General features: G+C 64.8%; 11 protein-coding genes and 1 pseudogene. 6 read left to right on the top strand and 6 right to left on the bottom strand.

Annotated elements, in window-relative coordinates:
• Positions 1-7 precede the first annotated feature (7 nt).
• The 5 genes from OG558_RS22855 to OG558_RS22835 all read left to right on the top strand — a co-directional run bounded on the left by OG558_RS22855 (position 8) and on the right by OG558_RS22835 (position 3,865).
• Positions 8-448: an RbsD/FucU family protein gene (locus OG558_RS22855; RefSeq protein ID WP_405064772.1), complete on the top strand. Its 441-nt coding sequence runs from the start codon at positions 8-10 to the stop codon at positions 446-448.
• A 57-nt stretch (positions 449-505) separates the two neighbouring features.
• Complete coding sequence (locus OG558_RS22850) at positions 506-1,183, top strand: GntR family transcriptional regulator (protein WP_405064771.1); 678 nt, start codon at positions 506-508, stop codon at positions 1,181-1,183.
• A gap of 703 nt (positions 1,184-1,886) precedes the next feature.
• Entirely contained in the window at positions 1,887-2,270 is a 384-nt protein-coding gene (locus tag OG558_RS22845) for a VOC family protein (RefSeq protein WP_405064770.1), read from the top strand.
• A 163-nt stretch (positions 2,271-2,433) separates the two neighbouring features.
• Positions 2,434-2,952, top strand: a complete 519-nt coding sequence (locus tag OG558_RS22840) for a GNAT family N-acetyltransferase (protein ID WP_405064768.1) — start codon at positions 2,434-2,436, stop codon at positions 2,950-2,952.
• A gap of 127 nt (positions 2,953-3,079) precedes the next feature.
• Complete coding sequence (locus OG558_RS22835; RefSeq protein WP_405064767.1) at positions 3,080-3,865, top strand: phytanoyl-CoA dioxygenase family protein; 786 nt, start codon at positions 3,080-3,082, stop codon at positions 3,863-3,865.
• Positions 3,866-3,914: 49 nt separating this feature from the next.
• Here the strand turns inward: OG558_RS22835 and OG558_RS22830 are convergent, their stop codons facing one another.
• The 4 genes and pseudogenes from OG558_RS22830 to OG558_RS22815 all read right to left on the bottom strand — a co-directional run bounded on the left by OG558_RS22830 (position 3,915) and on the right by OG558_RS22815 (position 6,752).
• On the bottom strand, positions 3,915-5,000 hold the full coding sequence (locus tag OG558_RS22830) for a DUF4037 domain-containing protein (protein ID WP_405064765.1): 1,086 nt from the start codon (positions 4,998-5,000) through the stop codon (positions 3,915-3,917).
• 118 nt (positions 5,001-5,118) lie between these two features.
• Positions 5,119-5,547, bottom strand: a complete 429-nt coding sequence (locus tag OG558_RS22825) for a hypothetical protein (RefSeq protein ID WP_405072297.1) — start codon at positions 5,545-5,547, stop codon at positions 5,119-5,121.
• Between the two features lie 76 nt (positions 5,548-5,623).
• Positions 5,624-5,734, bottom strand: a pseudogene (locus OG558_RS22820) (FRG domain-containing protein); the annotation flags it as partial.
• A 691-nt stretch (positions 5,735-6,425) separates the two neighbouring features.
• The gene (locus OG558_RS22815; RefSeq protein ID WP_405072199.1) at positions 6,426-6,752 is read right to left on the bottom strand and encodes a chorismate mutase; all 327 of its coding nucleotides are present in this window, start codon (positions 6,750-6,752) and stop codon (positions 6,426-6,428) included.
• A gap of 1,085 nt (positions 6,753-7,837) precedes the next feature.
• Between OG558_RS22815 and OG558_RS22810 the strand changes: the two genes are divergently transcribed.
• Positions 7,838-8,575, top strand: a complete 738-nt coding sequence (locus OG558_RS22810) for a hypothetical protein (RefSeq protein ID WP_405064763.1) — start codon at positions 7,838-7,840, stop codon at positions 8,573-8,575.
• A 520-nt stretch (positions 8,576-9,095) separates the two neighbouring features.
• On the opposite strand, the gene OG558_RS22805 is transcribed toward OG558_RS22810, so the two are convergent.
• Entirely contained in the window at positions 9,096-9,254 is a 159-nt protein-coding gene (locus OG558_RS22805) for a hypothetical protein (RefSeq protein WP_329474965.1), read from the bottom strand.
• An 18-nt stretch (positions 9,255-9,272) separates the two neighbouring features.
• Positions 9,273-10,115 (bottom strand): alpha/beta fold hydrolase, encoded by an 843-nt coding sequence (locus OG558_RS22800; RefSeq protein ID WP_405064762.1) that lies wholly within the window; start codon positions 10,113-10,115, stop codon positions 9,273-9,275.
• Between the last annotated feature and the right edge of the window lie 460 nt (positions 10,116-10,575).

Genomic DNA, 10,575 nt, shown 5'->3' with positions numbered 1-10,575 from the left:
AATCCATATGCTCAACCACGAGCTCATCCACCCACCGCTCCTCGAGGCCCTGGCAGTTGCCGGGCACGGTTCACGGATTCTTCTCGCAGACGGGAACTATCCCTACCTGACGATGATCAATCCGTTGGCCCGTCTCGTGCATCTCAATCTCGCACCCGGCATGCTCACGGTGACCGACGTCCTGCCGCTGATCCAAACCGCGGTGAACTTCGAGAGCGCCGTCGTGATGCGCCCCGCCGAAGGAGTGGACGCATCCGTGCAGGAGGAGTACCGCCAACACCTCGGGAACGACGTGCCGATGGAGCAGGTCGACCGATTCGACTTCTACGACATAGTCCGCTCCCCCGATGTCGGCCTGGTGATCGCGACCGGCGAAGAGCGTTTGTACGCGAACCTTCTACTGACCATCGGGCTTCGCTCCGCGGCAACGGCGAATCCAGTCGATTAAGATGCGCATACCGACCGAGACCCGAGTCGGGTGCACAAGCTGAAGGAGGCGGCACGAGTGAGTATCGAACTCGAGAACACCTCGCTGACCGACTCGCTCACCACGGCACTGCGCAAGCAGATCATCACCAGTGAGATCCCACCGGGTGAAAAGCTCTCGGAGATCTGGGTCGCAAATCGATTCACTGTCGCCCGGCCCACCGCCAAGGCCGCCCTGGATCGACTCACGAACGAAGGACTTCTCCGCCGCGGCCCCCGCCGTACCGCCGTCGTGCCGCAGCTGTCGGCCGATGATGTCAGTGACCTCTACTTCGCCCGGGAGCCGATCGAGTCCCGGGCAGTGGTGACGCTCGCGCGCCGCGCCGAGGTGCCCGGTGACGCGGACCGCTCGTTGGTTCTGATGCGAATGGCCGCCGACCGCAACCAGCACGGCGAGCACACCGAGGCCGACATCTCGCTGCACCGAGCGTTGGTCGCCGCCACCGGCAGCAAACGCCTGCGCCGCATGCACGAAACCGTGATGGGCGAGACGCAACTGTGCATCGCACAGGTTCGCGCCCACGCCGGCGTCGACCTCATGGCCCTGACCGACCGCCACGCTGCGATCCTCGATGCCATCCGCGGCGGCAATCCGGACGAGGCCGTGACCGCGCTGCTCACCGACCTCAACAACTGCCGCGACACCCTCCTGTCCGATCTCAGGGCCGCACAACGGCGAGGCGAGGTCGGAGCCTGAGCGTGCATGCACCATCGATCACCTCGATCGTGACCGTTAGGTTCTCACCGGCACGGCGTTCCAGGACGCCACGGAAGAACGCGATGACGTCGGCGCGGACGTGCACCGGGCGGTCACCACGGCCGTCGAATCACCAACCGGCCAGACCGCGACCGTCCATGTCCGCATCGTCGAAATCGACCTAGAACCTCACCACGGCTGACGTTCACCGGACTATGACCACGGCGTTGTGCAGAGCCGCTCGAGCCGTTCGGGCGCGGCGGGGCCTGGTCGGCGGTCTGTACCCGCCCGGTACCGTCGGTGGCCCGAACAGTCAGCTTGTGGTTGCCTGACGTCGCATTCCATCGGAAGACCCACTGCCGCCACCTGTCGACCGTGTCCTGTACAGCGAGCTGAGCCTCTTACCACGGACCGTCGTCCACCTGGACCTCGACCTTCCGCACACCACGCCGCTAGGCCAAGGACGCGATCATCGGGCCGCCCGTCAGTATGACGAGGCCGATCAGCCAAGGACCGAGGAACAGCAGCGCCCACTTCCCCTGGCCGCGGCGGCGCACCCTTCCGTCCTGGACGTCCAGTGAGCCCGCCGCTTCGCCGGCGCAGTGCTCGGCCTCAGGTCCAACTCGGGCCGAGACGCAGCCAGTAGGGTCACGCGTAACAGCGCTGACCAGCCTGAGTCCGCCTCGACCCGTGGAGACTCCAGATGGACGTGAAACACCGAATGATCGTGTTCGACGCCGCGGACATTGACGCCGAGAGCGCCTTCTGGGCCGGGCTGCTCGGCGGAACAGTGGTTGAAGACGGCACACACTGGCGCAACATCTGGGTCGACGGCGAGTGGCAAATAGGCGTCCAACTGGCTCCAGACCACGTCCAGCCAGAATGGCCCGACGGTACGCCACAGCAAGTCCACTTCGACTTCTACGTTGTCGGCACCGAAGGGCTCGATGCCGCCCACGACGAGGTCATCGGGCTGGGAGGCCGGCTGTTGAAAGCTGCCAACGATCGTACGGCCGCGCGAGGAGTTCAGACCTACGCCGACCCTGCAGGCCACCCCTTCCGCATCTGCTGGCTGCCCGCCGATTGACACTGGGAGCCCTCCGATGCCCGTCCACCGTGAGGACACCACGGGACACCCACCCCACGTGGATGTTCACGCGGTCACCCCCGACCGCTGGAACGATCTAGTCCGACTGTTCGAACGCAAGGGCCCACGCGGCGGCGTTCCGATTCCGGGCCACTGTTGGTGCATGCTCTGGCGAGACGAGCAGGGGCCGACCGACCTCCGCAGAGCGGCGCTGAAGGCCACCGTCGATCAAGGCCGATATCCAGGGCTGGTCGCCTACATGGACGGCCGTCCGGCTGGCTGGGTCGCCGTCGCGCCGCGTGAGGACCACAGCAGGCTTCAACGGTCTCGGCAGTACGGGCCCATGCCTGGGGACCATGATGTCTTTGCTGTCACCTGTTTCTACGTCGATCGCGAAGTCCGGGGAACCGGGGTTGCCAGCGCGTTGCTAGACGCAGCGATCGACCACGCGCGAGATTCGGGCGCCGTCGCTCTTGACGCGTTCCCGAAGACGAACCTCGCGCCGCACGCGCTAGCCAGCCGCAGGGCCGAGGAGAACGACAGTTGGATGGGACGCCGCGCCTCGTATGAGGCGCGCGGGTTCGTCACCATCCGCGACGCCGGTGCCAGAACCGTGATGCGCCTGACGTTCAACTCCGATCGATCGCACTCCCCACGACCACCACGGGACTTGACCAACTAGGCGAATCATGAAGGCGGCTGGGGATGCTTTGTCCGACGCGGGCGATCGTCACCCAAGGCCAAGCCCCGCAAGGAGCCTCGGCAAAACGCGGTTGACCGCGAGAGGGGGATGGCGAAGGGTGCTCAGCATGCTGACAGATGCCGAAGTTGCGTCGTTCCTGCGGGACGGGTTTGTCGTCGTTCGCGGAGCCGTGCCGCGTGCGGTGGTGGATGCGTGTGTGGATGTGATCTGGGAGGAGCTGGAGGAGCGCGGCATCAGGAGGGCTGATGCCGGGTCCTGGAAGGCACCTGCCGAGCGGATCATCTGTCCCGAGGAAGGCGACAAGGCACGGCCGTTCGCCGACGCAGGCACAGCCGGCGTGCTGTGGGAGGCGTACGACCAACTGATCGGCCCGGACATATGGTGGAAGCGCGACGGAATGGGCGGCACGATTCCCGTTCGCTTCCCCCATCCCGCCGATCCGGGAGACGCAGGCTGGCACATCGAGGCCAGCTACTGGGACGGCACCGATTGGCGGGCAAACGTCCGCAGCCGCGAACGCGGTTTGCTCTCCCTGTTCCTCCTCACCGATGTCGGCTCAAACGACGCCCCGACACGAATCCGGGTCGGCTCACACACCGACGCTGCGCGCGTCCTGGCTCCAGCAGGCGACGCCGGACTCACTCCGGCTGAGTCAGGTCCGCCGATCGTCGAGGCAAGCGCCGACCGCCCCGTCATCGAGGCCACGGGCACCGCAGGTGACGTCTACTTATGCCATCCCTTCCTCGTCCACGCCGCCTCGTGGCCACACCGCGGTACCAGCCCACGGATCATCACCCAGCCCGGAGTCGCTCTCCTGGAACCCTTCGAACTGACCGACCGAACCACCGCCCACCCCGTAGAAGCCACCATCCTCACCGCAATCTCCGGATAGCCAACCGAGCGCCGTCCGCACCCATTCCCGTCGTGCGGCGCAGCCTGAACTATGCGTGAGTTCGCGCAGCCGTCGTCAACAGCGTCCGGTATGTCTGTGTCAGGCGCTCAGGCCACGGAGTGAAGTGGATCAGTGCGTCGTCAGCATGGGTGAGTTGATCGATCGCGCCAACGGCGGTCATCTTGCGCAGCGCCGGATCGGTGATGGCCGCGATTGTCGCTGCGACGAAGTCCGAGGTGTTCAGGACCGGGTATGGCCGGACGGCGTCGTTGATGTTGACTTGGAAGTCGCCGATGACCGGTTTGACCGGTTCGGTCAATGCCAGGGCTGTATGGCGATCGCCGAGTGTGGTCAGGGCGCGGGAGATCGCGCTGTCTACTCCGATTTTGGGGGTGTGTTCCAGCGCGGCGTCTACGAGGGGCCCGAGAGTTGCTGCCGCTTCGAGCTCGGCGAAGGCGGTGCCGAGCCACTTGTCGTAAGGCCAGTAGCGACGTTCCTGAAGGAACGCCATGTGAATGGTCAGCTTGCACAGCTTGGCGGTGAGGAGCCGTGCGCCGCGTTGGTCGCCGGCTTCCAGAGTGCGTCCGATCAGGGGTTCGGTGTTTCCGATGAGATACCACTGGCTGGCCAGAAGCCATCGCCAGACGTCGGCGGGGTACCAGGCGAGCGCCGAGCGCACGCGCGAGAGTTCACCGTCATCATCCCTGAAGACTTTCCCGCGCGTCACATACAGCAGTCGCTGCTGCGCCAACCCGAGCCAGGCGGCGTGATCCATGCCCTGCCGCGGGTCGGTCCCGATCTGGCCGAGGATCCACTCGTCGAACGTCGTGACCTCGATGTGGTGCGTCACAGTGTTGGTCGCCAACGAGTACCACGCCGTGGGGAGCCCATCGTACTCCGTGGGCAGGCTGCGAGTGATCGTGCTGTGGACGCGATCAATCTGGTCTGCGCTCACGAATATCTGGACCCGCGGACCCCACTCGTGGTCAGTGGATCGGGCGCTGTCGTAACCGAGAATCTCGGATCCCTCGCCGAGCAGGCAGGCGGTGTGTGGGACGTCGATGAGCGGGGCAACCACATCTGCATAGAAGGCCTCGGCGAGCGCAAGACCGGGTTTGAAAGCGGCGCTTGTCATCTCGTGAACGCTATTGGATCTCGTCCGTGTGTCAACGGGCTTTCAGTCTCCCGGCAGAGTTGGTCGTCTTACAGTCGGCGCTGAGACAGATCCAGCACGGACGAAGCGATCGTAGAGGTCAGGCTTCAACAAGGACGTCGCTCGCGCGAGCCAACGCGAGACGGCGCACCTCGGTGATGGGTGGGTACATCGAGTCGGGTCGAACGCTGTGTTGCTCGTCCGCCAGCCGCTCCCGAATGCGCACCTTCCACTTGGCCGGGATCCGGGTTGTCCACCCGGTCGCGGGCCAGCAAGCATTTCGCGCCGTGCGTAGCTGTTTGAGGAAGTTGATCCCCAACGACGTGACGTCCGCGAACTCGTCCTTGGGCACGCGGTACAAATTGCGGCCGGCGCTGCGTCGGTTGAGTCCGCCGACAAGAAACCTTCCGCGCTGAGCACGCATCCGGGGATCGAGTGGGTCGGCGTCGACCAGTGCAAGAGTCTGAGTCCACTGGTTTTGAGCTTGAAGCTTGCCCCAGCGCCGTAGCTCGCCATGGAAGGTCATCACCCGGCGAAGTGAAGACGCGGTCGCCGGCACGCCTCGCGTCCAAGCGGACGATGAATAGCCTCCCATCGGCTGCGTCTTCCTTCTCAACGGCGAAGAAGAGAGCTTCCAGCGGTCCCGTCGATACGTCGACAAGCCGGGTGGGAATGCCATGGTGCTGAAGCACCTGTAGCAGCTCCAGGTCGGTCATCAACCGGCCAAGTCCCTCGGATCGCATCGCTTCGAGCGATCGCCGACTCCGCTGTCACCAGGTCGGATTCGCGGACGACGCGACGAAGCTTCTGCTGACAGTGGCGGTACAGGGACGATGTCAGTCCGTACTGTGCGTTCGGCTGGCCTCTGTACACGATGTCAGGGTGCGCAAGAGCAGCCGAAGACGATCCGGAGACAGAGGTCCTGGCACCGGCCGCAAGCCAGTCGTACAGCGAGTCCGCGGAGCTGAACTCCAGCTGTGAACGAGCGTCGATCGACGCAAAGAACCTTCCTGCCCGTGTCGGCGACGGGTCATACTTTGTGAGATCGACGGCCACAGCTTCCCCCGGCTTGATCGTAGGACAGTCGCGCATGAACACCGGCCGACACTCTGGCAGGATCGCTACAGACCACGTACTGAGAGAGCCCGGTGTGGCGCCGATCGGGATTGACGCAATGCCTCGGCATTCGGTGTACGACGTGCGGCGGTGACCTTGGTGCGCGGCGCAACCAGTCGCGACAAGGCAGTCGACGCCGGCGGGAATGAGAACGACATCTGGGAGAGGTTTAGCGAACTACTGACCAAGTCTGGGGACGGCTAGCTACTGGAACTGCAGCGGATCCAGCACGACCGTTCCGTGCTTGCCGGCAACCTACTGGCAGGACGGCTGCCGACCACACGCACCGAATCAGCTTCTCGTATCTTCCGCGATCTGCTCGTGGTGGCGAATGACCTCGCTGATGATGAAGCCGAGGAGCTTTTCAGCGAAGGCCGGGTCGAGCTTGGCGGTCTCGGCAAGTCGGCGCGGCCGGGCGATCTGGCTGGCTTCGCGGGCGGGGTCGCCCGGCGGCAGAGCGTGCACGGCCTTGAGTTGCCCGACCTGCTGCGTGTACTTGAAGCGTTCGGCGAGGATGTGAACGAGAGCCGCGTCGATGTTGTCGATGCTGTCGCGAAGACGGTCCAACTCGGCGCGGACCGCCGGGTCGACTTCCAGCTGCCGTGCGGCGTTGCTCATGGTCATGACGTTCAGCATAGGCAGCCCATCCAGACGCGGACCGACACGGCTCTCCCAGACCGTTCGCCTACGCACTGTGGTCGTCGTCACGCCGGCAGCGCCCTGCGCGAAGGCACCCTCGGTGTGACTCGCGCCGGCTTGGACTCGTGAACTTCGCAGCCGAGCACCACTACCGGCGCACCTCCTTACGCACCTCTTTACGCACTCAATCAGCGCGAGAGGATGGTTGCCGATGAGAACCTATGTGCAACAGGTCGCCATGCAACCCGTTATCAGTAAGAGCTTTCGCCCATCGTCGACAAACGATGATCAACCTCCGCTGGAAATCAGCGGGTTCGGGGTTCGAGTCCCTGGCGGCGCACAGTAGCCCAGGTCACGCAAGTGCCTTGGGCTTAGTCATGCCAGGCACGGGCCCTTTACGTGCCTCTTTGCCAGAACTTCCCCTCGCAGCGAGCTCTCACCGTCTTCATCAGATCGGTTTGCACCCCTTGGCCTGATCATTACTGTGCGTCACATCACGTCGGTTCGCAACGCTGCGGACTTCTCGCACTCTCCGCCGCGCCCAGCGTTGAGCAGGGCCAACCATCACCCCGGTTGGCGGCATGACATGTCGAGACCACCGATGTCGATCGGAAGCTGTCAGCCCCGGTGGAGACTGGTCGATCAACCAGCGCTCGAGGCTGGCGACGAGATGACTCTCGATCTGAGGTCGGCCGGCAGGGACCTCAGAGTCATCCGGTTTCGCCAGAATCTGGCCGCGATTTGCGTTCGGCGCTGGCTGGACGGGTCTCGGCTCCTCGAGACGGAACGCCTTCGCCGGCAGGCCACACCTGATCCGGGGACGCAGTCGACCGCCATAGTCGGCTCGGGGCGCGGGTGTGTGGGCGTCCACGAGCCAACGTTGGTTTAGGTTGTCATTCGGTGTGCCGGGAAGCCTGGTCGGCTGTGCTCTTCTCCGCATTGGAGCACCGGGTGTTCTTCCGGTCTCCGCGGGGTCGAGCTGGCACGATCGAGGCAACTACTCGAGGGAGGAACCACCGTGGCTGACAACGAGAACTCCACGGCCCATGCAAGCATGGGTCACGATGACCGGCCGTGAGGAGACGTCAGCCAGTTCGTCGACGTCTGACAGCACGAGCTCTCGCGCCGCCTTGCGTTTCGGGTCCTCGATCGCCTTTGGCACGGCCGGCGTTACGGTCGTCGCCTTCGCCTTGGCGTTGACGGCTCTTCCGAACGACGTCCCCTATCCGTTCGCGAGCGATGTCATCGCCGAGCAATGGCCGGGAGACTACCTGTGGATGTACCCGGCCATGCTGGTGCTGCTCCTCTTCGTCGCGTTGCTCGCGTCGGTTCACGAGTACGCCGCTCCGAGGCGGAAGATCTTCAGCTTGCTCGGGGTGTGCCTCGCGACTATCGCTGCCGCGGTGCTTCTGATCGACTACTTCATCCAAGTCACTGTGATGCAACCGAGTCTCGAGAAGGGCCAGCTCGACGGCTGGGCGATCCTCACGCAATACAACCCGAACGGCGTCTTTATCGCTCTCGAGGAGCTCGGATACTTTCTGATGAGCCTCGCCCTCGCTTGTGTCGCTCCGGTCTTCATGCAGGGGAGCAAGATCGAGCGCACGATCCGCTGGCTCTTCGTTGGGAGCTTCGCGGCCGTGCTCGCCGCGCTCGTCGCCGTCTCGGCAGCGCGCGGAATCGATCGCGGAGATCTCTTCGAGATCATCGTGATCTCCATCGTCTGGTTGACACTCATCGTCGCCGGGCCGCTCGTCGCGGTCGTGCTCCGGCGTGCGGCTGCCTGCTCCCAAAGCGCGTGACGCGCGGGCTGGGACCCGATGACAGGCCACGCCCGCGTGCGCTACGTAGCTCCAGAACCGCGGGGACTGGCGACGAAGATGGGGTGCAGGATCGCACGAGCGCGACAAGCTGTCTCCAGGCGCTTCGAGGACGGCCACTGTCCGAAATCGAACCGACAACCTTCTCATTACGAGAAGGACCGACACCGTGTGATTCAGCCTCTACCAGCAGTTTTACGTACGGCCATTCCCGCATCACACCCGGATTTCCTCCTCGGTACTGATGATTTCGCACCACGACCGGCACCACGCCTCGCCGGCTGACTGCTCGTCGGCTCGTCGTCAAAGGGCCCGCAGGTGACGCCCGCGTACCCACCCGGCTTCGGCGCCTCGGAAAGGATGACCATCGACTCAGCCTGAGCGCCCTCATGACTGAGCTGCCGCCACTCAAGGGTCTGGTGAGCACTTCGTTGCGCTGTTCTGAGGCCGCACGCCCCGCGATTGCATCATGACTTCAACTGACAGTCTGGCCGCCTTTGGGTCAATGAAAACCCTCGGTGTGGGCCGCGTACCGCTTGAGGTACTCGACACCGTTCTGCCTGCTGGCCTCGGTGACTCGCAAGAAGAGGTCCAGCAGGCCGTCGGGGCCGTTGTCGACCGCATTGACGCTGCATGTGACAACGGTGGTCCACCTGTGCATTTCTTGGCGGTTGGTCGGTCAGCTGGTGGCACGGGCGGCGTCGACGATCACGCCGGTCACCGCGTCCGGGTCGGAGATCATCGACAGGTGCGGCGCGTCGACCTCGGTGATGTGCGCGCCGGCGCGATGTGCCATGACTTCCTGCTCCGCCGGTGGCAGCACCTTGTCCGCCGTACCGATGAGATCCCAGGACGGGATGGTCTTCCACGCCGGAACACCGGCGAGGGTCTCACCGAGCGTGCTGGAGGTCAGTGGCCGCTGGGTGGCGGCCAGGACGGCGGCCTGCTTGGTCGGGATGCCACCGGCGAACAGGCCCGCGAACTGATCTGGCTTGATGTACACATCGGCGTTGATGACGTTTCCGCTGGCGTCGTGGATCGGCACCGCGTTGATCGAGCTGTTCGGGTCCAGGTCCGAGCCGGGCTGTGCGGCGGCGAGCGCGCCTACGCTATCGCCTTGGTCGGGGATGAAGGCGTCGACGTAGACGAGGGCCTTGACGTTGGGGTTGCCGGTGGCAGCGCTGGTGGTCACCATGCCGCCGTAGGAGTGCCCGACGAGCACGACTGGGCCAGGGATGGTGGCCAGCAGATCATGCAGGTACTGCGCGTCGGAGGCGAGGCCGCGCAGCGGGTTTGCCTCGACATCGACGGTGTATCCGGCGCTCTGCAGCTTTGATGTGACGGCAGACCAGCTCGAGCCGTCAGCCCACGCGCCGTGCACGAGCACGATCGTCGGTTTGAGCGGCTTGTCGTTCTGCAGGGTGTGCGCGCTGCTGCTGGTCGCGGTGCCGATGCCCAGCGCGAGCACGCTAGTGGTGAGGACCGCGACGGCCGCGGGGAGTGACTTCTTCGGTGTACGCATGGCTTGTCCTTTGCGGGTGTGGTTATCTGCTCGGCGGGCTCTCCGAGTTGGGGTCAGCGGCGGTGCCGAACTAGCAGAGGAGCTTCAGCAGCGCGGCGTTGACCTGCTCGGCGCGCGTCCAGATGATGGCTTGCCGACCGCCCGCCGAGGACACCGTTCGTGGTGTCGGAATAGACGCTAGGGCGCGACGCAGCCGCCGGCGCCGTTGCGCGCGTTAGCCTGCACAACGTGCAGATAGCCGTGCACGAGTGGTCCACCGCCGCCTTCGCGCCGTACGAGATGACCGACCGGCAGCGGCAAGAGCTCGACCAACTGCCACCCCGCTGAGGTAGCGGCCATCGCTAGACAGCAGCTTCGGTAGGTCGACCTAGGGTCGGCCTCGGCGCGGTCTGCGCTCCTGGTGACCGATCTCCGAGAGCGCGTAGCATGATCTATTGCGAGCCGGTGCCGACAGCGCATG

The organism is Kribbella sp. NBC_01510, from assembly GCF_045040325.1.
Classification (GTDB): Bacteria; Actinomycetota; Actinomycetes; order Propionibacteriales; family Kribbellaceae; genus Kribbella.
Note: the sequence above shows the minus strand (reverse complement) of the source record. Positions and strands in the feature narration are given on the sequence as shown.

Bases quoted from the DNA above. Each gene is read 5' to 3' on its own strand.
- OG558_RS22805 (WP_329474965.1), bottom strand. From the start codon at position 9,254: ATGCACAGGTGGACCACCGTTGTCACATGCAGCGTCAATGCGGTCGAC.
- OG558_RS22845 (WP_405064770.1), top strand. From the start codon at position 1,887: ATGGACGTGAAACACCGAATGATCGTGTTCGACGCCGCGGACATTGAC.
- OG558_RS22810 (WP_405064763.1), top strand. From the start codon at position 7,838: ATGACCGGCCGTGAGGAGACGTCAGCCAGTTCGTCGACGTCTGACAGC.
- OG558_RS22815 (WP_405072199.1), bottom strand. From the start codon at position 6,752: ATGAGCAACGCCGCACGGCAGCTGGAAGTCGACCCGGCGGTCCGCGCC.
- OG558_RS22840 (WP_405064768.1), top strand. From the start codon at position 2,434: ATGCTCTGGCGAGACGAGCAGGGGCCGACCGACCTCCGCAGAGCGGCG.
- OG558_RS22835 (WP_405064767.1), top strand. From the start codon at position 3,080: ATGCTGACAGATGCCGAAGTTGCGTCGTTCCTGCGGGACGGGTTTGTC.
- OG558_RS22800 (WP_405064762.1), bottom strand. From the start codon at position 10,115: ATGCGTACACCGAAGAAGTCACTCCCCGCGGCCGTCGCGGTCCTCACC.
- OG558_RS22830 (WP_405064765.1), bottom strand. From the start codon at position 5,000: ATGACAAGCGCCGCTTTCAAACCCGGTCTTGCGCTCGCCGAGGCCTTC.
- OG558_RS22855 (WP_405064772.1), top strand. From the start codon at position 8: ATGCTCAACCACGAGCTCATCCACCCACCGCTCCTCGAGGCCCTGGCA.